This is a genomic window from Actinomadura physcomitrii (assembly GCF_008923205.2).
GTDB classification, from domain to species: Bacteria; Actinomycetota; Actinomycetes; order Streptosporangiales; family Streptosporangiaceae; genus Spirillospora; species Spirillospora physcomitrii.
This window is the reverse complement of record NZ_WBMS02000034.1, coordinates 87,804-108,307: the sequence shown is the minus strand read 5'-3', so window position 1 is coordinate 108,307 and position 20,504 is coordinate 87,804. Positions and strand designations below refer to the sequence as shown.

Here is a 20,504-nt window from a genome sequence, read left to right as displayed (position 1 = left end):
CCTGGCTGTTCGTGATCTGGCACTGCTGGCAGGACCGCGTCCCCTACGACCCCGCCCAACACCGAGCCCTCCAGACCCTCCTCAAACAAGATCAACCCACTGCTGCTTGACACAGGGCTACTCATGCCGGCACCCCGTCCAGGAGCACCGCGACCGGCATGGCGGCGGCACGCGCGGGCTGCGACGCGGCGGCCGCCGGATCGCGGAGAACCAGCGCGCCGAGCGCGCGCGGGCACATGTCGACGCCGGTCATGCGGCGATCCCGGCGAGGAAGTCCAGGCACGCGCGGACGTCCGCGATCGGCCCGGCGCCGTCGTCCGGCTCGCGGTCGAGGATGGTGTCCTGTTCGAGGACGTACCAGCCGCCGTATCCGGCGCCTTCGAGGGAGTGGACGATGCCGGCGATGTCGATGTCGCCGCCGCCGAGGGGCCGGTAGATGCCCTTGCGGACGGCGTCGGTGTAGGCGGTCCGGCCGGCCTGGACGTCGGCGGCGAGCCCGGCGTCGACGTCCTTGAGGTGGACGTGCGCGATCCGCTCGGGGACGCGCGCCGCCAGTTCGGCCGGGTCGGCGCCGCCGATGAGCAGGTGCCCGGTGTCGAGGCAGAGCGGGATCCCGGAGCCGTCCAAGACCCGCCTGACCTCGTCGGACCGCTCCACCATCGTGCCCACGTGCGGGTGCAGCACGGCGCGGACGCCGGACTCGGCGGCGAGCGCGGCGATCCGGTCGAGGTTGGCCAGCAGCGCCGTCCAGCCCGCCGCGTCGAGCGCGGGCCGCTCGTCGTAGCCGTCGAGCCCGTGCACGGCGGCGAGCACGAGCGTCAGCCCGGCCGGGGTGCCCGCGCCCGCCTTGGAACGCTCCACACCAAAGGAGGCCAGCGCGCGGCGGATCCCGGGGAGCGGGTCGCGGGACGGGTCGTGCAGCACGGCGGGCGCGAAGCCGCCGAGCGGGCGCAGCCCGTGCTTGGCCAGCAGGTCCGCGCGCTCTGCGGCGCCGGCGGGCAGGAAGCCGTCCGGGCCGAACTCGGTGGCGGCGAGGCCGAGGGCGCCCATCTCCGCCAGCACCCGGGCGGGCGCCATCTGGTGGCCCCAGCCGGGCACCTCGCACACCCCCCAGGAGATCGGCGCTCCTGCGACGCGGTCTCTGATCATCAACACTCCATCCCGGTGAAAGGCGACGCCGGCGCCGCGGCCGGCCCCGCCGAGTCTGCTGAAGCCGGCCGAGCCATGTCAAGACTTTGTCATGACATTAGGAGGTAAGGAGGTTCAGGCAATCGCGGGGATCGACCCACCGCGCGGACGTCGCGGCCCGGCCGTCACCGGGATCTTGACTGCGGTTGCGGAGCGGGTTACCGTCCGCGACGGGTTCACACGCCGACCCAGGCGGTGCGGAGGCCACGCGATGAAGCATGCGATCCGGCCGGCCGGCGGAGACGCGACGGGCAGCGTCCCACCTGCGCGTCCTCCGGCGACAGACGGCGAACGGCTCCGGCGCGTCCGCGGCGCTCCGGCGCCGAGCCGGGCGAGCGTGCTGAGCGACGTGCGCGGCCACCTCGCCGGGGGCGGCGGCGCGCTGCTCGTCGGGCCGACCGGGATCGGCAAGTCCACCCTCGTGACGGCGCTCGCCGACGAGTACGCGGCGGCCGGGTACCGGGTGTTCGCGTGCTGCCCCGCCGAGACCGAGCGGCACCTGCCCTTCCTCGGCCTCATCGACCTGGTCGCGCAGGGCGCCGACGAGGTCGTCGACCGGCTGCCCGAGCCGGAGCGCCGCGCGCTGCGCTCCGCGCTGCTGCTGCACGACGTCCCGATCGGCGAGCGCGACCTGCTGTGCCTGCGCCTCGGCGTGCTGCACACGCTGCGGATGCTGTGCGCCGACCGGCCCGGCCTCGTGCTCGTCGACGACGCGCAGTGGCTGGACCGGCCGACCGGCGAGCTGCTGGCGTTCGTCGCGCGGCGGGCCGGGCGGCTGGCGCCGCCGCTGCGGATGGTCGCCTCCGTCCGGGCGTCGTTCGGCGACCCGCGCGGGTCCGGCGGGCAGTGGCGGGACGCGGCCGGGCTGTGCCCGAAGCCGGTGCTGACGCTGCAGGTGCCGCCGATGTCGGCGGCGGAGCTCGCGGCGCTGCTCCAGGACCGGTTCGGCCGGTCCTGGCCGCGCTCCCAGCTCGCCCGCATCCACCGGGTGAGCGGCGGGAACCCGTTCTTCGCCGTGGAGCTGGCGCGCAGCGTGGTGGAGAGCGGCGCGCTGGAGGACGGCCGCGCGTCCGGCGGCGCGCTGCCGATCCCGCAGAGCCTGTCGGTGCTGATCCACAAGCGGGTGAGCGCGCTGCCCCGGGCCACCCGCGAGACGCTGCTGCTGGCGAGCGCGGCGAGCCGCCCGTCGGTCGAGCTGCTGCGCCGGGCCGGCGGTGCGGCGCTGGCGGAGGCCGAGCGGCAGGGCATCGTGGACGTGGACGGCGGGGGGCAGATCCGGTTCGCCCATCCGCTGTTATCGGCGGTGATCTACGCCGAGGCGGAGGCCGTCGAGCGGAAGGCGGCGCACGCGGCGCTGGCGCAGGCCGTCCGCGATCCGGTGGAGCGGGCCCTGCACCTGGCGAAGCTGACCTCGGGGCGGGACCGGCGGATCGCCGGGACGCTGGAGGACGCCGCCGCCGTGGCGCGCCGCCGCGGCGGCCTGGCGACGGCGGCGCACCTCGGCGAGCTGGCCGCCGACCACACCCCCGAGTCCGAGCGGGACGCCGAGGTCGGCCGGCGGCTGCGCGCGGCGGAGGACGCCGTCGCGGCGGGCGACTACCCGCTGGCGCGGCGGCTGGCGCACCTGGTGCTGGAGACGACGGCGGTGCCGCGCGACCGGGTGCGCGCCTGGATGGTCGTGATGGACTCCTCCGGCCAGGCGCTGGCCGAGGTGGAGGAGGTGTTCCCGCGCGCGATGGAGGACGCGCGGGGCGAGCCGGAGCTGCTCGCGCCGCTGCACTACCGGCTGAGCTGGCGGGCCTGGATGGTGCTCGGCTCGGCGGAGGAGGCGCTGGAGCACGCGCGCCGGTCCGCCGAGCTGGCCGCCGTCGCCGGTGACCGCGCGACCGAGCAGCTGGCGCTGACCAAGCAGGCGAACATCGAGTTCTTCCTGGGCCGCCCGGAGGGCGAGCAGACGCTGCGCCGGGCGCTCGCCGACCCGCAGGAGCCGCAGGTCATGTGGCACCACAACGGGCCGATCTATCTCAAGCACCGGCACCATCTGATGCACGACCGGCTGCAGGAGGCCCGCAACGAGCTGCGGACGCTGATCTACGGCGTCCGCCAGCGCGGCGTCGTGGAGAGCCTGTGCCTGAGCCAGTTCTGCATGAGCCAGGTGGAGATCCACCGGGGCCGCTGCCGGCAGGCGCTCAGCCTCGCCCGGCAGAGCCTCGACCTCGCGGAGGACTCCGGGCTCAGCCAGGGGCCGTCCTGGTACGCGATGGCGCTCGCGGAGGCGGCGGGCGGCGACCTCGAACGGGCGCTGGCCGCGGCGGAGCAGGCGCTGCAGCACAGCGAGAGCGACGGCGACCTGCTGTTCCTGCCGCGCGCGCTGCACGCCGAGGCGCAGGTGCGGCTGCGGCTCGGCGACGCGGCCGCGGCGGTGCGGATCCTGGAGCGGGTGCGGCTGATGGAGACCTCGCAGGGGCTCGGCGACCCGGCGGTGCGCCGCTGGCACGCCGACCTCGCCGACGCGCTCGTCGCCGTCGGCCGCACGAAGGACGCGGCGGACGTGCTGGCCGAGGCGAGGGCGCAGGCCGCGCGGCTCGGCCGGCGCAGCGTCCTGGCGGTGCTGGAGCGCTCGTCCGCGCTGGTCCGCGCGGCGGAGGGCGACCGGGACGCCGCGCTGGACGGGCTCGTCCGCGCGGTCGAGCAGTCGCAGGCGCTGCCCTACCGGCTGGAGGAGGGGCGGGCCTGGTTGGAGCTGGGTCTGTTCCGCGCGCGCACGGGCGACCCGGACGCGGGACGCACCGATCTGCAGCGCGCGCGGAACATCTTCGCGCGCGCGCAGGCCGAGCCGTGGCTGGACCTCGTCCAGGACGAGCTGCGGGGCCTCGACCACGGCCGGCACGACCACCAGAGCGCGGACCGGGACCACGGGTCCGCCGGCGCGCACCCGCTGGACGTCCTCACCGACATCGAGCGGGAGGTCGCCGTCCTGGTCGCCGAGGGCGCGACCAACCGGGAGATCGCGTCCCGGCTCTTCCTCAGCGTGAAGACCGTCGAGGCGGCCCTCACCCGGACGTTCCGCAAGCTCGGCGTCCGCTCCCGGGTGGACGTCGCGCGGGTGGCGGTATCCGGCCGCTGACCTGCGGCTTCACCGAGTCCTTCCGGATCGCCGCGGCGGTGTCCCCGCGGCCATAGGGATATCCCTATGCGTTCGCCGTGAGGCTTCTGAAAACGCTCACGTGTCCACAGACTCGCGCTTGTCCGTGATGCCGGACTTAGTGGATTTCACGTAGAAGGGAGCGGATGTCGCGGCGTCCGGACGTCCACCCCCGTCACCACGGGATACCCGTTTCAGTGGTGAAAGGACACCCACCCCCATGTCCCAACGGACCATCGCGATCGCCTCATCGGCGGCCGCGCTGATCGCCCTCACCGGCGTCGCGGCCGCACCGCAGGCCGCGGCCACCCCGAAACCCACCCCCAAGGCCAAGGCGCAGCCCGCCGGCCCGAACGCCTTCTCCACGGCCGGCTTCACGCTGGACCCGGCGCCGACCACCCGCAAGAAGGCCATCAAGAACGCGCAGAAGGCCCTCGACGCGCACGGCACGCGCGCCCACCGCGCGAGCGGCCAGGCGTTCAAGGTCCGGACCGTCGCGGTCAGCCGCGACGGCGCCGCCGACGTCCGCTTCGACCGCACCTACAAGGGACTGCCCGTCTACGGCGGCGACCTCATCGTCCACCTCAAGCCCAACGGCTCCTACCGGACGCTGGAGACCGCGTCCGCGACCTCCGGCGCGATCCGCACCACCCCGTCCATCAGCTCCAAGGACGCCGCCGCGGTCGCCCGCAAGCAGCTCAAGGGCACCGTCTCGGCGGTCGCGGCTCCCAAGCTCGCGATCAGGATGGAGGGCCGGTCGGCCACCCTGGTCTGGGAGACCGTCGTGTCCGGCACCAAGGCCGACCAGACGCCGAGCAGGCTGCACGTCATGGTCGACGCCCGCAAGGGCCGGGTCGTCCAGAGCAGCGACGAGATCCACACCATCGCCCCCGCCGGCGTCCGCGCCGCCGCTCCCGCCGCTCCCGCCGCTCCCGCCGCCCCGCGCACCGCGCTGACCACCGGCACCGGCCGCGGCATCTACGTCGGGACGGTCAACCTCGACCTGACGCAGTCCGGCAGCACGTGGCAGATGAGGGACCCGTCGCACGGCAACGGGTACACCACCAACCTCAACCACGCCACGTCCGGCACCGGCAGCATCTTCAGCAACTCCACCGGCTCGTTCGGCAACGGCTCCAACAGCGACCCCGCCTCCGCCGGCGTCGACGCCCACTACGGCGCCGCGATGACCTTCGACTACTTCAAGAACGTCCAGGGCCGCAGCGGCATCTTCGGCGACGGCCGCGGCGTCCCGTCCCGCACCCACTACGGCAACGCCTACGTCAACGCGTTCTGGGACGGCACCCAGATGACCTACGGCGACGGCGAGGGCAACGCGCGGCCGCTGGTCGAGATCGACGTCGCCGGCCACGAGATGAGCCACGGCGTCAGCGGCGCCCTCACCGGCTGGGAGGAGAACGGCGAGACCGGTGGGATGAACGAGGGCACCAGCGACATCTTCGGGACGATGGTGGAGTTCTATGCCAACAACCCGAACGACAGGCCCGACTACACCATGGGCGAGCTGATCGACATCTACGGTGACGGCTCGCCGCTGCGGTACATGTACCACCCGTCGCTCGACGGGAACTCGCCCGACTGCTACAGCAGCAGCAACGGCAGCCTGGACCCGCACTACTCGCTCGGCCCGCTCGCGCACTGGTTCTTCCTCGCCGCCGTCGGCAGCGGGGACCACGGCTACGGCAACAGCCCGACCTGCAACAACTCCACGGTCACGGGCATCGGCAACGACAAGGCCGCCAAGATCTGGTACAAGGCCCTGGCGTCGTACGCCAACAGCAACGAGAACTACGCGCGGGCGCGCACCGACTCGCTGAAGGCCGCGGCCGACCTGTACGGCGCGCACTGCACCGAGTACAACACCATCAACGCCGCGTGGGCGGCGGTCAGCGTCACCGGGTCCGACCCCGTCCCGGGCACCTGCCCAGGCCAGGGCGGCGGCCCCACGGTCACCAGCCCCGGCGACCAGACCAGCACCGTCGGCCAGGCGGTCAGCGTCCAGATCCACGCCAGTGACCCGAACGGGCAGGCGCTGACCTACAGCGCCACCGGCCTGCCGGCCGGGCTGTCGATCAACGCGAGCACCGGCGTCGTCTCCGGCACCCCGACCACCGCGGGCACCAGCACCGTCACGGTCACCGCCAGGAACGCCTCCGGCCAGACCGGCACGGCCACCTTCACCTGGACGGTGAACCCGCCCGGTGGCGGAGCGTGCTCCTCGCCCGGCGACAAGGTGTCCAACGGCGGATTCGAAAGCGGCACCTCGCCGTGGACCACCACGTCCGGCGTCGTCTCGGCCAACGGCAGCGGCGAGAGCGCCCACTCCGGCACCCACTTCGCCTGGCTCGACGGCTACGGCCAGTCCCACACCGACTCGGCCACCCAGTCGGTGACGATCCCGGCGAACTGCAAGGCGACCCTCACCTACTACCTGCACATCGACACCGACGAGTCGCCCGGCACCGCCTACGACACGCTCACCGTCAAGGCCAACGGCACCACCGTCGCGTCCTACACCAACCTCGACGCCAACTCGGGTTACGCGCAGAAGAGCATCGACCTGTCCGCCTACGCGGGCAAGACGGTCACGCTCTCCTTCTCCGGCACGGAGGACGAGTACCTCCAGACCAGCTTCGTCCTCGACGACGTGGCCCTGAACGCCGGCTGACCCGGTAACCCCCCACCCCCCCCCGCTCTGTCGCCGGTCCCCTCCGCTCGGGGGGCCGGCGACAGTCATGAGCAAGGAGTTTCCCAATGAGCAGCAGACGCGGACTCCTGGCCGCCGCCACCGCCGTGGCGGCCGCGGCGGCCGGCCTGGTCACGGCGATCGCGCCCGCGCGGGCCACCATCGCGCCCGCGCAGGCCACCACCACGACCGACTGCTCCTCGGCCCAGGTCGTCTCCAACGGCGGGTTCGAGAACGGCACCTCGCCGTGGACGACCACGTCCGGCGTCGTCTCGGCCAACGGCAGCGGTGAGAGCGCCCACTCCGGCACCCACTTCGCCTGGCTCGACGGCTACGGCTCGTCCCACACCGACACCGCGTCGCAGTCCGTGACGCTGCCCGCCGGCTGCACCGCGACGCTGTCGTTCTACCTGCACATCGACACCGACGAGTCGCCCGGCACCGCCTACGACAAGCTCACCGTGACGATGGGCGGCGACACCGTCGCCACCTACACCAACCTCGACGCCGCCTCCGGCTACGTGAAGAAGAGCGTCGACGCGTCCGCCTACGCGGGCAAGACCGTCACGCTCGCCTTCGGCGGAACCGAGGACTCCGGCGCCCAGACCAGCTTCGTCCTCGACGACGTCGCCCTCGACGTGTCCGGCGGCACGACGCCCCCGCCCACCGGCGACGGCACCCGCACGCCCGACGCGCAGTCCTACACCGTCGACCTCACCAGCGACGCGTCCGGCGCCAACTGGCAGGGCCACGAGTCGGTCGCGTTCACCAACACCGACTCCGCCCCGCTGTCGGAGGTCTACCTGCGGCTGTGGGACAACGCCCACGGCAGCTGCCCGTCCAGCACCCCCATCACCGTCACGAACGTGACCGGCGGCACCGCGTCCGCCCTCTCGGTCGGCTGCACCGCCATGAAGGTGACGCTGCCGGACCCGCTGCCGCAGGGGCAGAGCGCGACCGTCGCGTTCGACCTCGCCATCGCGGTGCCGTCCGGCGCCGACCGGTTCGGGCACGACGGGCCGTACAACTTCCTCGGCAACGCGCTGCCGGTCCTCGCCGTCCACGACGGCGACGGCTGGCACCTCGACCCGTACACCAACAACGGGGAGTCGTTCTACGGCCTCGCGAGCGACTACAAGGTGACGCTCGACCACCCCAGCTCGCTTTCCGTCCCCGCCACCGGCACCTCGGTCGACACGCCCGGCTCGTCCGGCCGGACGGTCACCACCGCGACCGCGACCCACGTCCGCGAGTTCGCCTGGGGCGCCGGCCCGTTCTCCAAGATCTCCGCCACCTCGCCGGACGGCGTCAAGGTGAACATGTACTGGGTGAGCGGCATCAGCCAGTCCAGCGCCCAGCAGATGCTGTCGCTCGCCACCGACGCGATCGACGCGCACTCCGGCCGCTTCGGCGCCTACCCGTACGGGGAGGTCGACGCGATCCTCGACAACGACTTCTGGTTCGGCGGCATGGAGTACCCGGGGTTCGTCCTCGACCTGGTCAGCAACGTCGCGCTCCCGCACGAGCTGGCGCACCAGTGGTGGTACGGCATCGTCGGCGACGACGAGTACGACCATCCCTGGCTGGACGAGGCGTTCGCCGACTACGCCACCGACCTGTACCGGGGCATCACCGGCGCGGGCTGCTGGAACAGCGTGTCGTGGGCGTCGTCCGAGGAGAAGATCACGAACTCGATGGCGTACTGGGACGCGCACTCGTCCCGCTACTCCACCGTCGTCTACAACTACGGCAAGTGCGCTCTGCACGACCTGCGGCGCGTGATCGGTGACTCCGCCATGGCGAACCTCCTCAAGACCTACGCCCAGAGCCACTGGTACGGCATCTCTGCCACCGCCGAGTTCAAGAAGGCCGCCCAGGCCGCCACGTCCACCGACCTCACCTCGTTCTGGACCCAGCACCGCATAGAAGGCTGACGGGAGACGTCCCTCCAGGAGCGGACACCGCTCCTGGAGGGACGGCGCGGCTCAGCGGCCGCCGATCAGTGCGCTGATCTCCCGGGCGAGGGGGCCGGCCAGGGGTCGGTCGGTGAAGCCGGCGGCGGCCCAGTCCCTGATGCCGTCGGCGACGAGCAGCTGGGCGACGCGCGCGGTCCGCGCGACGTCCGCGTCCGCCGGGAGCCTGCCGTCGCGGTGCGCCTGCCGGAAGGGCTCGAGGAAGAGGAAGGCGAGGTCGGCGTCGGTCGCGCCGTCGGCCAGCGCGCGCCGCTCGAAGCGGTAGGTCTCGATGACGGTCTCGAAGACCAGCTCCGGCGGGTAGCGGCGCATGGTGCGCTCCAGGACCCCGACGACGGCCTCGATCAGATCGGCGAGCGTGTAGGGGCCGGACGCGACGGCGCCGGCGGCGAGGTGCGCGTCGCGCATGGTGAACACCTCGAGCTCCGCGAGCACGTCCTCCTTGCGGGCGAAGTACACGTAGAACAGCGCCTTGGAGACGCCGGCGGCCTTGCAGATGTCGGTGACGGTGGTCTCGGCGAAGCCCTTGGTGCGCCACAGGGCCAGCGCGCTCTGGACGATCGCGTCCCGGCTTGCATGCGAACGGGCGCGCACCGGGACGGCCCTTTTCTGACCATGGTCATCCTTCGGTCCGTGCGGGACATGCGCCATGGCAAGGATCTTACCGCAGCACGATTATTGACTACCGTCAGGAAAGCGGGCATGCTCCAGCTACGGCAGGCTGCTTTCCTTAGAGAGAGAACCTGCTTTCCAGATCCGGCGAGGGAGAGGAAGCGCATGCAGGTCCTCACCGAGGAACAGGAGGCGTCCGCCTCCGCTCTGCGGGCCCAGCAGGTGGTCCTGTGGTCCGCGCCCGTACTGGCGCTCGTCCTGCTGGTGCTGTTCGCCGCCTTCCCCGGCTTCTTCCCGCCCATGTCGCCGGACATGAGCGCGGCCGAGGTCGGGGCGTTCTACCGGGACGACACCGCGCTGATCCAGCTCAGCATGGTCGGCTTCAACCTGTTCGGCATCCTGATCGTCCCGTTCTTCGTCCTGATCATGGTGCAGATGCAGCGGATGCGCAGCGAGAGCCACATCTACGCCTTCTCCTACCTCACCGCCGTCGTCGCCGGGGCGACGCTGTTCGCGCTGTCGGACATCTTCTTCGCCGCGGCGGCCTTCCGGCCGGACCGGGGAGACGACCTGATCCAGCTGCTCAACGACCTCGGCTGGATCTTCTTCATCGCCCCGATCGGCATGCTGGTCGCCCAGTTCGTCCTGCTTGCCCTGGCCGTCTACGCCGACGACCGCAGGGCGCCGGTCTTCCCGCGGTGGGTGGGGCACTACGCGCTGCTGACCGCACTGGCGATGGCGCCGTCGGCGGGCGCGGCGGTGTTCCGCCACGGTCCCCTGGCCTGGGACGGGCTGGTGTCGTTCTGGCTGCGCAACGGCGCCTTCGCGCTGTTCGCCGCGGTGATGTTCTTCGTCCTGCGCGCCGCCCTCCGGCGCCAGGCCGAACAGGAGGGGCGGGCGTCATGACGGACACCGACGCCGCTCCCGCCGACGAGGGCGCCGAGGAGTTCGGAGAGCCGAAGCGCGCGGGCAAGCGGGAGGTCCGGCTCGTCTACTGGGCCTTCACCGTCTTCTACACCGCCCTGTCGGTCGGGATATGCCTGCTGGGGCGCGCCACCCCGCCGCCCCGCCCGGACGTCACCCGGGCGCAGGCCGCGGCCTGGTTGTACCAGCACCACCTGGGCATCCAGATCGGCTTCGTGTTCCTGCTGGTGATCGCCGGAGGCGCCGCGATCTCCAACGGCATCATCGGCTACTTCATGAAGCGGATGTCGTCCGGCAAGATGCTCGCCTACGCCTACATCGCCACGATGGGCGTCGGCGCCGTCCCCGGGTTCCAGGTGCTGCTGGTCTGCTGGCTCACCGCGACGTTCCGCCCCGACCGCTCTCCCGACATCCTGTACCTGCTCTACGACCTGGGCATGCTGTCGTACAACGGGTCCCTCGGCTGCTTCACGGCCGCGTACACCGTCCTGGCCATCGCCGTCTTCTACGACCGCAACCGCATCTTCCCCAAGTGGTTCGGCTACGTCACCGTCTGGCAGATCGTCACCGAGATCCTCGCCAGCCAGATGTGGGTCCACCATGCCGGCGCCTTCGCCTGGAACGGCATGATCACCCTCTACATCGCCATCGCCATCTTCGGCCTGTGGGTCGCGTGCCTGCTGGTGCTGCTCCGCAAGGCCGCCGGCCGCGAGAGCGCGCACACCCCCGCCCTCTACGAGGCGGAGGGCGCCCGATGACCGCCCCCGGCACCACGGCGCGCCCCCGCCCTCCGGCCCGCGAACGGCGCCTGCCCGGCGACGCCGACATGTGGGTGATGATCCTCGGCGACCTGTTCATCTTCGGCTGCTACTTCGTGACCTACATGGTCTTCCGCGCCATGTCGGCAGACGAGTTCACCGCCTCCCAGCGGCATCTGGACATCGACGTCGGCGTCGTCAACACCGTCGTCCTGCTCACCAGTTCGCTGTTCGCCGCCCTCGCCGTGCTCGCCGTCCGGGAGGGGGCGTCGCGGCAGGCCCAGCGGCTGCTGCTGGCCACCGGCGCGTGCGGCGTGCTGTTCACCCTGATCAAGGCTTACGAGTGGCACGCCGAGATCAGCCACGGCCACACGATCCACGACGAGTTCTACAGCTTCTACTTCGTCCTCACCGGCGTCCACCTCGTCCACCTGGCGCTCGGCCTGCTCGTCCTGGGCGTCGCGGGCCGCGAGCTGCGGAATCCCCGCAGGCGGCGGCCCGCGATCGTCGAGCAGTGCGTCCTGTTCTGGCACATGGTCGACCTGCTGTGGGTCGTCATCTTCGCCCTGCTCTACCTGATGAGGTGACCCGCGTGAGCGCACCCGACGACCGGCTCCTGAGGAAGGACAGGCGGACCGTCTTCGCCGCCTGGGCCGCACTGACGGCCGCGACCGTCCTCGCCCGGTTCCTTTCTCCCGGCGAATCCCAGTCCGCGACGGCGCTGGGCGACGAGCTCGTCGCCGCCATCGTGGTGCTCGGCCTCGTCAAATGCCGCCTGGTCCTCCGCTGCTTCATGGAGGTCCGCCACGCGCCCCGCTGGCTGCGGTTCGCGACTGACGGATGGCTCGCCGTCCTCTGGTCGGCCCTGCTGGTCATTTACCTGATCTGACGGGGCCTGGCGATGCGCGCCGATTGAACGCGGGCACGGGCGGGACTCCCATTCGCGGGAGCCCCGCCCGTTTCCCGGCGCGCGGCCGTTCGGGAATCAGTGTCGGAGGATCAGTGGAAATCGAAGGTCGCGGTGTCCACCGAGGTGGTGGCCGGGCACAGGCCGCTGCCCGCGGTCTTGGTGGCGGTGAAGGGGCCGCCGTTGTAGGTGCGCGTCGTTCCGCTGCGGGTGAGCGTGGCGTCGCTCACCTGGTAGGTGCAGGTGATGCCGAGCGCGCCGCCGCTGAGATCGATCTCCGCGGCCGACGCGGTGCCGGCGGTGTCGTCGAAGGTGAAGGTCGGCGAGTTGCCGAGGGTCAGCTGGACGCCGCCGCCACAGTCCGGGACGACCGTGCTCTGGTCGATGGTCAGCGTGTTCGGCGGGGTGTCGCTGGTGGCGGCGGTGAAGCCGCAGGAGTAGCCGAGAGCGGCGAGGGTGCCGTCGACCGTTCCGGGGGCGGCGGCGTGCGCGGTGGCCGTGGTGAAGCCGGCGGTGACCGCGGCGATGCCGAACCCGGCAAGGAGCATGCGGGGTCTCATGCAGGTTCCTCCAGAGAATTGGGGGTGGGGGGCGGGGGGCAGGAGTCTTGTCCGACTCGACACGACGCCCGTCTTCTCGGGAACGCGCTCCACAATGAATGTAAGCAGATTTAGTCGACTGGTCAACAGCGAACTAGACCCTTTTTGACAATTCTTGGATGGCTTATGAAAACCCGCTGCGACACTTATGCACAGCCACAACATCGGCCAATCGAATAGGTGCAAAAAGCACAAGAACCGCGAGGTCGATGATGCCCGCGGCCACTTGCCGTGAAGCGGCGAACATGCTAGGCGCCCGCCGGCGGGAGCCGACGCTCAGTCCCCGCGGTAGGCGGCGACGACCTCGGGCGCGGGGCCGTCCATGCGGACGCGGCCGTGGTCGAGCCAGATCGCCCGGTCGCAGGTCTCCTCGATGGTGCCGAGGCTGTGGCTGACGAGGACGACGGTCGCGGCCTCGTCGCGCAGCTCCTTCAGCCGGTCCTCGCTGCGCCGGCGGAAGCGGGCGTCGCCGGTGGCGAGCGCCTCGTCGATCATCAGGATCTCGCTGGTCTGCGCGGTCGCGATGGCGAACCGGAGGCGCTGCGCCATGCCGGTCGAGTACGTCTTCATCGGCATGTCGACGAACTTGCCGAGCCCGGAGAACTCCACGACGTCGGCGTACTTCTCCCGGACCTCGCGCGGCGGCATGCCCATGGCGAGGCAGCCGAGGACGATGTTGCGCTCGCCGGTGAGGTCGTTCATGAGCGCGGCGTTCACGCCGAGGAGGACGGGCTGCCCGCAAGTGAAGACCTGCCCGCGGTCGCCGGGCAGCAGGCCGGCGATGCTGCGCAGCAGGGTCGTCTTGCCGGAGCCGTTCGAGCCGATCACGCCGACCGCCTCGCCGCGGTGCAGGACGAACGAGACGCCGCGCAGGGCGTGCACCTCGCGCGGCCGGGGCCTGCTCCGGCGCAGCGCCCGGCGCACGCGGGAGGAGCCGGAGCCGGTCTCGGCGCCGAGCACGCGGTAGGTGACGTGCAGCCGGTCGACGACGACCATCGGCTCGGCGTCCGGCCGGACGGGCGGGGCCGCGGGCTCGTCCGTCCCGGGGTCCTCGGGCTCCTCGGGGGTCGCGGGTTCGGGCTCTGACGGCATGGCAGGTCCTTTCCGCTCGGCGCGCGACCGTCAGCGGCGGCCCCCGGCTCGGGGCCCGCACGCGCAGGTCGTTCCCGCAGGCCGGACGGGTACTCATGGCCCGCCGATCACACCGCGACGGGACGCGCGTCAGACGCGGAAGACGCGCATCTGGAGGGCGAGGGTCGCGTAGTAGCCGACGAGGGTGGTCAGCTCGAAGACGGTCTCGCGGTCCAGCGGCGGGACGCAGGCCGCCCAGGTCGCGTCGTCGACGTCGCCGGCGACGAGGGCGCGGGCGAGGCGGAGGGCGGCGGCCTCGGCGGGGTCGTCGAGGTCCAGCGGCGCGCCGCCGGCGATCGCGGCGAGCTCGGCGTCGGTGAGGCCGGCGGCGCGTCCGACGGCCTCGTGGGCGGTCCGCTCGAAGGCGCTGTCCCAGTGCGCGGCGACGACGAGGATCGCCATCTCGCGGGCCCGTCCGCTGAGGGCGCCCTGGTACCGGACGGCGGCGCCGACCCGCTGGAGGGCGTCGCCGAGCGCGGGGCGCAGCAGGAACTCGTTGAACGGCCCGAGCAGCACGCCGTCGTCGGAGACGAGGTCGAACAGGCGGGGGCCCTGCGCGCGCGGGCCCTCGGTGATGGCGCGGTAGAGGGCGAGCCGGTCGCCGTCGAGGTCGGCGGGACGGAACGGGTGCTTGCGGGTCATCGGGTCCTCAGTCTCGTGGTGATGTCGGCGGCGGTGGCGCGGAGCCGGTCGAGGATCTCGCCGTGCAGGTCGGCGAGGGGGCGGCGCAGGGCGGACACGGCGACGTTCACCGCGGCCGCCGGGGCGCCGTCCGGGCCGAGCACGGGGACCGACACCGACCGCAGGCCCTGCGCGAGCTCCTGGTCCTGGACGGCGTACCCGTCGCGGCGGATCCGGTCGAGCTGGGCGAGGAGCGCGGCGCGGTCCGGCACGGCGTTCGGCCCGGCGCCGGGCGCGAACGAGGCGGCGGTGAGGCGGCGGTCCAGCTCGTCCGGCGGGAGGTGGGCGAGCAGCAGCTTGCCCATGGACGTGTAGGTGGCGGGCAGGGTCGAGCCGACGTGCACGTTGGCGGTGACGAGGTCGGCGTTGCGGAGCCGCGCGAGGTACAGGACGCGGTCCTCGACGAGGACGCCGAGGTTGACGGTCTCGCCGGTGGCGTCGGCGAGCAGCCGCAGCGGCCGGTCGCTGAGCTGGACGAGGCCGGAGCCGCGCATCGCGGCCGAGCCGAGGGTGAGCACCTTGACGCCGGGCTGGACGGTGCCGTCGTGGCGCCGTTCCAGGTAGCCGAGGTCCTCCAGGGTGGCGACGATCCGGAACGCGGTGGGCATCGGGATGCCGGTCAGCGCGGCGATGTCGCTGGTGCGCAGGGCCAGCGTCGCGCCGTCGAACAGGCTCAGCACCTGCAGCCCCTTGGCGAGGGCGGCGATGTGGTAGCGCGACCGGTCGGGCTCGGCGCCCGCGGCGCCGGAGGTCACGGCCCGCCTCCGGGCGTTCGCCTTGACGCCATGACCGGCATCACACCATACTCGGGTTCATTGAAAGTGGCTTTCACAGAGTGAAAGCTAGCTGGGGAAGGCGAGGAACCGCAAGTGGCAGACGGGACGACTCAGGCGGCGCCCGGCACGGGCACCGCGTGGCTGGGCCTGCACGGCGCCCGGGTGCTGGTGCTCGGCGCGGGCGGGATCGGCGCCGAGTGCGCCCGCGGCTACCTCGACGCGGGCGCGGTCGTCACCGCGGTCGACCGGGACCGGGACCGGCTGGACGCGCTGGAGCCCGGCCCCGGCGGGACGAAGCCGCACACGATCGCCGCCGACCTCACCGAGGAGGGCGCCGGCGCCGCCGTCGTCGCGCAAGCCATCGAGACCATGGGCGGGCTCGACGTGCTGCTGCACTGCGTCGGGATCAACGACCGGCGCCCGGTGCTCGACTTCACCGAGGCCGAGTGGGAGCGGATCCTGCGCACCAACCTGTTCACCGCGTTCGGCGCGGCGCAGGCCGCCGGGCGGCACATGGTGGACGCGGGCGGCGGGCGCATCGTCTTCCTGTCGTCGGTGTCGGGGCACCTGGCGCACCAGAAGCACGGGCCGTACGCCGCGTCCAAGGGCGGGATGAACCAGATGATGCGGGTCATGGCCGCCGAGTGGGCCCGGCACGGCGTCACCGTGAACGCGATCGCGCCCGGCTACGTCGAGACGCCGCTGACCGCCGAGTACCTGGCGCGGCCCGGCGTCCGGGAGGATCTCGTCCGGCTCGTGCCGGCGGGCCGGCTCGGCACGCCCGCCGAGGTCGTCGGCCCGATCCTGTTCCTGTCCTCACCGCACGCGGCGTTCATGACGGGCCACGTCATGTACGTCGACGGCGGACGCACGCTCGTCTGACAAGGGAGAACAAGCACATGGCTCAGAAGATCTTCCCGCGGTTCGAGGGGAAGACGGTGCTGGTCACGGGGGCCGGCACCGGCTTCGGCGCCGAGATCGCCGTCCGCGCCGCGCAGGAGGGCGCCCGCGTCGGGGTGCACTACAACTCCTCCAAGCAGGGCGCCGAGCGCACCGCGCAGCGGGTCCGGGACGCGGGCGCCGAGGCGTTCGTCGTGCAGGCCGACATCGGCTCGTGGGACGCGATCCGCGCCCTCGCCGACGAGGTGTTCGGGATCGCCGGCGAGCTGGACGTGCTGGTCAACAACGTCGGGGACGTCGCGACCGAGCAGATGTCGTGGCGGCAGCTGACGCAGGAGTCCCTCGACCGCGTCATCGACGTCGACGTCAAGGGCACGCTGCTGATGACGCACGAGTTCGGGTCCCGGATGCTGGAGCAGGGCCACGGCTCGATCGTGAACATCGGCTCGACCGTCGTGGTGCGCGGCAGCGCGCGCGCCCCGCAGTACGCCGCCGCCAAGTACGGGCTGCTCGGCATCACCAAGTCGTACGCGGCGGCGTTCGCACCGGCGGTGCGGGTCAACACGTTCGCGCCCGGGTTCATGGAGACGGGCGCGACGCTGGAGCGCGAGGACTGGAAGTCGGGCCGCCGCGAGAAGCTGATCTCGCAGACCCCGATGGGCCAGATCCCGCCGCCCGAGGTCGTCGCGGGCACCGCGCTGTTCCTCGCGACCGAGGACGCCTCGCACATCACCGGCGCCTACATGCTCGCCGACGGCGGGTTCAACATGGTCGGGGCGTAGGGCCGTGGCGGGACAGCGCGAGGAGAGCGCCAGGGCCGGGGGCGTCCGGGAGGCCGAGCGGCCCAGGGTCGCCGCCCGCGACCTCACCCTCGCCTACGGCGACACGACCGCGGCGACGGACCTGACGTTCGACGTGCGGCCGGGCGAGTTCGTCAGCCTGATCGGGCCGTCCGGGTGCGGGAAGAGCTCGGCGCTGCGCGCGGTGGGCGGACTGCTCGCGCCGGCGTCCGGGGAGCTGCTGGTGGACGGCACGCCGGTGGACGGCACGCCGGTGGACGGCCCGCGCCCCCGGGACGTGGCGTTCGTGTTCCAGGACCTCGCGCTGTACCCGTGGCGCAGCGCCGTGCGCAACGTCGAGATCGCGTTGCAGTTCGCCGGTGTGGGCCGCGCCGAGCGGCGGGCGCGCGCGCTGGACGCGCTGCGCGCGGTCGGGCTCGGCGATGTCCCGCACCGGTTCCCGCACCAGCTGTCGGGCGGGATGCGGCAGCGGGTCGCGATCGCGCGGGCGCTGGTGTCGGACGCGTCGATCCTGCTGCTGGACGAGCCGTTCGCGGCGCTGGACGAGCTGTCCCGGCTGAAGATCGGCGAGCAGCTCGTCACGCTGCTGGAGGAGCACGGCAAGACGGTGCTGTTCGTGACGCACAGCCTGTCGGAGGCGGCGTACCTGTCGGACCGGATCATCGTGATGACGCCGCGCCCCGCGACGATCAAGGAGGTCATCGAGGTACCGCTGCCGCGCCCGCGCGAGCCGCAGGTGCTGCGGACACCGGAGTTCCACGCGCTCACCGACCGGCTGTCGGCGCTGCTGCTGGAGGACGACCCCGGAGACGTGCGGTGATCGCGCCGCGCCGCGTCCTCGTCTACGCCGGGACGGTCGCGTTCGTCCTCGCGGTGTGGGCGCTGCTCGCCGGGACGGGGGCGGTGGCGCCGCTGCTGCTGCCGCCGATCGGCGACGTGTGGCAGGCGCTCTCCGACCTGGCCGGGGAGCCGTCGAAGCTGCTGGATCCGGTCGGCACCACGCTGGAGGAGACCGCGATCGCGTTCGGGATCGCGGCGGTCATCGCCCTCCCGCTGGGGGTGCTCATCGGGTCGTCGCGGCTGCTGCGGCGCGCGTACGAACCCGTCCTGACCGGCCTGAACGCGCTGCCGTTGGTGATCCTCTACCCGGTGCTGGCCGCGACGCTCGGGGTCGGCTCGCCCTCCAAGATCGCGCTCGGTGCGGTGTACGCGTTCTTCCCCGTCGCGATCGCGGCGGCCCGCGCGACCGGCACCGTCGACGGCCGGCTCATCACCGCCGCGCGGACCATGGGCGCGTCGCGCGCGCAGTGGCTGACCGGGGTCGTGCTGCCGGCGGTGCTCGGCCCGGTGCTCGCCGCGATGCGGGTGTCGCTCGGCCTCGCGCTCGTCACCGTCATCGCGTCCGAGTTCATCGCGGGCGCCGCCGGGATCGGCTACCAGCTCGGCACCGCCAGCCAGAGCCTGGACAGCCCCGGCCTGTTCGCCTGGATCGTGATCGCCTGCCTGGTCACGGTCGCCGTCAACCTCCTGTTCTCGCTCACCACCCACATGCTGCAGAAGGGCATAACCCGATGAAGGTCACCGCAAGGATCGCCGCGGTCGCGGCGCTGTGCGCCGCCGCGCTCACCGCGTGCGGTGGCGGCGGGTCGTCCGGACCGTCCACCTCGATCAAGCTGGGGCTCGTCCAGGCGCAGGACTTCGTGCACGCGATGCCCGCGCGGGTCGCCGTCCAGCAGGGGTTCTTCAAGGACGCCGGGCTGGACGTCAAGGTCGTCGACTTCAGCGCCGGGTCCGACCTCACCAAGGCGATGACCGGCGGGTCGATCGACGTCGGCGCCGCGACCGGGCTGGACGCGGTGTCGGGCGCCGCGAAGAAGCTCGACACGCAGGCGTTCTTCGGGGTGATGGGGCAGAGCCCGATGGCGCTGATCGTCCCGGAGAAGTCCGGTATCACCGGCTTCTCCGGCATCGCGGGCAAGAAGCTCGGCATCTCCAAGGCGGGCTCGCTCACCGACTACATCACCCGCGCGACCGCCGAGGCGTCCGGCGTCGACTTCGAGAAGGTCAAGGAGGTCCCGCTCGGCGACCCCGCCGCGACGATGTCGGCGATGAAGCGCGGCGACGTCGACGGGTTCGTCCTGCCGGTCAACTTCGGGTTCCTGCTCCAGGCCAAGCACGAGGGCAAGATCGCGCAGAAGGCGTCGGACGTCCTCGGCCCGAACTCGCAGTTCGCCGTCCTGATGGCGAAGAAGTCCACGATCTCCGGCAACAAGGCGAACCTGCAGAAGCTCGCCGGCGCCTACACCAAGGCGCTGGACTGGATGAAGGCCAACAAGCAGCCGACCGTCCAGCTCGCCGTCGCCAAGCTCGGCATGCCGCAGCCGATCGCCGAGCAGACCTACGACGCGCTGATCGGCGCCTTCACCCCGGACGGCGGCATCAGCGCCGCGGGCATGGCCGGCTACGCCAAGGCGCTGCCGAAGCTCGGCATCGCGACGTCGTCGCCCGCGCAGGACTCCTACCTCAGCACCGCGATCACCTCGGCGAAGTGACATGACGGCCATCACCGGAGCCGCTCCCGCGGCCGCGCGGCGCACGGCGCGGCCGCGGGAGGCGGCGGCGGTCCGGCTCGTCCGCTGGGGCACGGTCGCCGCGCTGGTCGCGGTGTGGGAGGCGGTGACCCGGCTGACCGGCTCCGGCGACTACCTCACCTCGCCGAGCCGGATCGTCGCCGACGGCCTGCCGAAGGTGCTGGAGGGCGACTCGCTCACCCTCGTCGGGTACACCACGTACCGGTTCCTGGCCGCGTTCGCCGTCACCGCCGTCGCCGGGCCCGCGATCGGGCTGCTGCTCGGACGCCTCAACAAGCACGTCTACCTGGGCGGACGCGACGTCGTGTCGGTGCTGTACGCGCTGCCGATGGCGCCGCTGTACCCGCTGTTCGTGCTCTGGCTCGGCCTCGGCGACGGCTCGGAGATCGCGTTCGGCGCCATCCACGGGATCATCCCGGTGATCCTCATGACGATGACGGCGGGCGCGGCGGTCGAGCCCGCCGTGCTGGACTCCGGCCGCGCCATGGGCGCCGGGCGGCTGCGCCGGCTGCTGTTCCTGGTCGTGCCCGCCTGCCTGCCGGACATCATCGGCGCGCTGAAGATCGGCGCGGCGCTGTCGCTGCTCGGCGTGCTGCTCGCGGAGCTGATGATCTCGGTGGACGGCGTCGGCACGTTCATCTCCACCCAGATCACCAACCACGGCGCCGCCCCGCTGGACGCCATGGTCCTGGTCGTCTGCGCGGGCGCGCTGGCCGTCAACGCGCTGCTGTCGGCGATCGAGAGGCGCGCCTCGCGCGGCCGGCCGGATCGTCCCTGACCTGCTCATTCCCCCATTCACCGAGGAAACTGGA

General features: G+C 72.4%; 20 protein-coding genes. 13 read left to right on the top strand and 7 right to left on the bottom strand.

Annotation, left to right across the window (positions count from 1 at the left end):
- Positions 1–121: 121 nt before the first annotated feature.
- Both F8568_RS49935 and F8568_RS33465 read right to left on the bottom strand, forming a co-directional pair.
- Positions 122–253, bottom strand: a complete 132-nt coding sequence (locus F8568_RS49935) for a hypothetical protein (RefSeq protein WP_268896448.1) — start codon at positions 251–253, stop codon at positions 122–124.
- Positions 250–1,149, bottom strand: a complete 900-nt coding sequence (locus F8568_RS33465) for a TIM barrel protein (protein ID WP_151597690.1) — start codon at positions 1,147–1,149, stop codon at positions 250–252. The genes F8568_RS49935 and F8568_RS33465 overlap by 4 nt, the downstream gene beginning before the upstream one ends.
- Before the next feature lie 376 nt (positions 1,150–1,525).
- Between F8568_RS33465 and F8568_RS33460 the strand changes: the two genes are divergently transcribed.
- From F8568_RS33460 to F8568_RS33450, 3 genes are all read left to right on the top strand, one after another.
- Positions 1,526–4,315 (top strand): helix-turn-helix transcriptional regulator, encoded by a 2,790-nt coding sequence (locus F8568_RS33460; protein WP_160573861.1) that lies wholly within the window; start codon positions 1,526–1,528, stop codon positions 4,313–4,315.
- A 238-nt stretch (positions 4,316–4,553) separates the two neighbouring features.
- Entirely contained in the window at positions 4,554–7,022 is a 2,469-nt protein-coding gene (locus F8568_RS33455; RefSeq protein ID WP_151597688.1) for a M4 family metallopeptidase, read from the top strand.
- 86 nt (positions 7,023–7,108) lie between these two features.
- Complete coding sequence (locus tag F8568_RS33450; RefSeq protein ID WP_151597687.1) at positions 7,109–8,974, top strand: M1 family metallopeptidase; 1,866 nt, start codon at positions 7,109–7,111, stop codon at positions 8,972–8,974.
- Between the two features lie 51 nt (positions 8,975–9,025).
- Here the strand turns inward: F8568_RS33450 and F8568_RS33445 are convergent, their stop codons facing one another.
- Entirely contained in the window at positions 9,026–9,607 is a 582-nt protein-coding gene (locus F8568_RS33445) for a TetR/AcrR family transcriptional regulator (RefSeq protein ID WP_160573860.1), read from the bottom strand.
- 183 nt (positions 9,608–9,790) lie between these two features.
- On the opposite strand from F8568_RS33445, the gene F8568_RS33440 reads away from it, so the two are divergent.
- Genes F8568_RS33440 through F8568_RS33425 form a run of 4 tightly spaced genes read left to right on the top strand, consistent with a single transcriptional unit; the run spans position 9,791 to position 12,196 of the window.
- Positions 9,791–10,531: a hypothetical protein gene (locus F8568_RS33440; RefSeq protein ID WP_151597685.1), complete on the top strand. Its 741-nt coding sequence runs from the start codon at positions 9,791–9,793 to the stop codon at positions 10,529–10,531.
- On the top strand, positions 10,528–11,307 hold the full coding sequence (locus F8568_RS33435; protein ID WP_151597684.1) for a hypothetical protein: 780 nt from the start codon (positions 10,528–10,530) through the stop codon (positions 11,305–11,307). Before F8568_RS33440 ends, F8568_RS33435 begins: the two co-directional genes overlap by 4 nt.
- Positions 11,304–11,894 (top strand): cytochrome c oxidase subunit 3, encoded by a 591-nt coding sequence (locus tag F8568_RS33430; protein ID WP_202125645.1) that lies wholly within the window; start codon positions 11,304–11,306, stop codon positions 11,892–11,894. Before F8568_RS33435 ends, F8568_RS33430 begins: the two co-directional genes overlap by 4 nt.
- A 5-nt stretch (positions 11,895–11,899) precedes the next feature.
- The gene (locus tag F8568_RS33425) at positions 11,900–12,196 is read left to right on the top strand and encodes a cytochrome C oxidase subunit IV family protein (RefSeq protein ID WP_151597683.1); all 297 of its coding nucleotides are present in this window, start codon (positions 11,900–11,902) and stop codon (positions 12,194–12,196) included.
- 110 nt (positions 12,197–12,306) lie between these two features.
- On the opposite strand, the gene F8568_RS33420 is transcribed toward F8568_RS33425, so the two are convergent.
- The 4 genes from F8568_RS33420 to F8568_RS33405 all read right to left on the bottom strand — a co-directional run bounded on the left by F8568_RS33420 (position 12,307) and on the right by F8568_RS33405 (position 15,380).
- On the bottom strand, positions 12,307–12,774 hold the full coding sequence (locus tag F8568_RS33420; RefSeq protein ID WP_151597682.1) for a hypothetical protein: 468 nt from the start codon (positions 12,772–12,774) through the stop codon (positions 12,307–12,309).
- A 315-nt stretch (positions 12,775–13,089) separates the two neighbouring features.
- A complete protein-coding gene (locus F8568_RS33415; protein WP_151597681.1) occupies positions 13,090–13,905 on the bottom strand; it encodes an ABC transporter ATP-binding protein in 816 nt (271 codons plus the stop codon).
- 129 nt (positions 13,906–14,034) lie between these two features.
- Positions 14,035–14,586, bottom strand: coding sequence for a carboxymuconolactone decarboxylase family protein (locus F8568_RS33410; protein WP_151597680.1), 552 nt, complete (start codon positions 14,584–14,586; stop codon positions 14,035–14,037).
- Positions 14,583–15,380, bottom strand: a complete 798-nt coding sequence (locus F8568_RS33405; protein WP_151597679.1) for an IclR family transcriptional regulator — start codon at positions 15,378–15,380, stop codon at positions 14,583–14,585. The genes F8568_RS33410 and F8568_RS33405 overlap by 4 nt, the downstream gene beginning before the upstream one ends.
- 114 nt (positions 15,381–15,494) lie before the next feature.
- Here F8568_RS33405 and F8568_RS33400 point away from each other — a divergent pair, with 114 nt between their 5' ends.
- The 6 genes from F8568_RS33400 to F8568_RS33375 are packed head-to-tail and all read left to right on the top strand — an operon-like array spanning position 15,495 to position 20,470.
- Complete coding sequence (locus F8568_RS33400) at positions 15,495–16,283, top strand: SDR family NAD(P)-dependent oxidoreductase (protein WP_151597678.1); 789 nt, start codon at positions 15,495–15,497, stop codon at positions 16,281–16,283.
- Positions 16,284–16,300: 17 nt separating this feature from the next.
- The gene (locus tag F8568_RS33395; RefSeq protein WP_151597677.1) at positions 16,301–17,083 is read left to right on the top strand and encodes an SDR family NAD(P)-dependent oxidoreductase; all 783 of its coding nucleotides are present in this window, start codon (positions 16,301–16,303) and stop codon (positions 17,081–17,083) included.
- Positions 17,084–17,087: 4 nt separating this feature from the next.
- Entirely contained in the window at positions 17,088–17,921 is an 834-nt protein-coding gene (locus F8568_RS33390) for an ABC transporter ATP-binding protein (RefSeq protein WP_151597676.1), read from the top strand.
- A complete protein-coding gene (locus F8568_RS48885) occupies positions 17,918–18,676 on the top strand; it encodes an ABC transporter permease (RefSeq protein WP_151597675.1) in 759 nt (252 codons plus the stop codon). The genes F8568_RS33390 and F8568_RS48885 overlap by 4 nt, the downstream gene beginning before the upstream one ends.
- Positions 18,673–19,653, top strand: a complete 981-nt coding sequence (locus tag F8568_RS33380; RefSeq protein ID WP_151597674.1) for an ABC transporter substrate-binding protein — start codon at positions 18,673–18,675, stop codon at positions 19,651–19,653. The genes F8568_RS48885 and F8568_RS33380 overlap by 4 nt, the downstream gene beginning before the upstream one ends.
- A 1-nt stretch (position 19,654) precedes the next feature.
- The gene (locus tag F8568_RS33375; protein ID WP_151597673.1) at positions 19,655–20,470 is read left to right on the top strand and encodes an ABC transporter permease; all 816 of its coding nucleotides are present in this window, start codon (positions 19,655–19,657) and stop codon (positions 20,468–20,470) included.
- The last annotated feature ends 34 nt before the right edge of the window (positions 20,471–20,504 follow it).

Coding starts and splice junctions, on each gene's coding strand:
- F8568_RS49935 (WP_268896448.1), bottom strand. CDS start 253: ATGACCGGCGTCGACATGTGCCCGCGCGCGCTCGGCGCGCTGGTTCTC.
- F8568_RS33465 (WP_151597690.1), bottom strand. CDS start 1,149: ATGATCAGAGACCGCGTCGCAGGAGCGCCGATCTCCTGGGGGGTGTGC.
- F8568_RS33455 (WP_151597688.1), top strand. CDS start 4,554: ATGTCCCAACGGACCATCGCGATCGCCTCATCGGCGGCCGCGCTGATC.
- F8568_RS33450 (WP_151597687.1), top strand. CDS start 7,109: ATGAGCAGCAGACGCGGACTCCTGGCCGCCGCCACCGCCGTGGCGGCC.
- F8568_RS33440 (WP_151597685.1), top strand. CDS start 9,791: ATGCAGGTCCTCACCGAGGAACAGGAGGCGTCCGCCTCCGCTCTGCGG.
- F8568_RS33435 (WP_151597684.1), top strand. CDS start 10,528: ATGACGGACACCGACGCCGCTCCCGCCGACGAGGGCGCCGAGGAGTTC.
- F8568_RS33430 (WP_202125645.1), top strand. CDS start 11,304: ATGACCGCCCCCGGCACCACGGCGCGCCCCCGCCCTCCGGCCCGCGAA.
- F8568_RS33420 (WP_151597682.1), bottom strand. CDS start 12,774: ATGAGACCCCGCATGCTCCTTGCCGGGTTCGGCATCGCCGCGGTCACC.
- F8568_RS33415 (WP_151597681.1), bottom strand. CDS start 13,905: ATGCCGTCAGAGCCCGAACCCGCGACCCCCGAGGAGCCCGAGGACCCC.
- F8568_RS33410 (WP_151597680.1), bottom strand. CDS start 14,586: ATGACCCGCAAGCACCCGTTCCGTCCCGCCGACCTCGACGGCGACCGG.
- F8568_RS33395 (WP_151597677.1), top strand. CDS start 16,301: ATGGCTCAGAAGATCTTCCCGCGGTTCGAGGGGAAGACGGTGCTGGTC.
- F8568_RS33380 (WP_151597674.1), top strand. CDS start 18,673: ATGAAGGTCACCGCAAGGATCGCCGCGGTCGCGGCGCTGTGCGCCGCC.
- F8568_RS33375 (WP_151597673.1), top strand. CDS start 19,655: ATGACGGCCATCACCGGAGCCGCTCCCGCGGCCGCGCGGCGCACGGCG.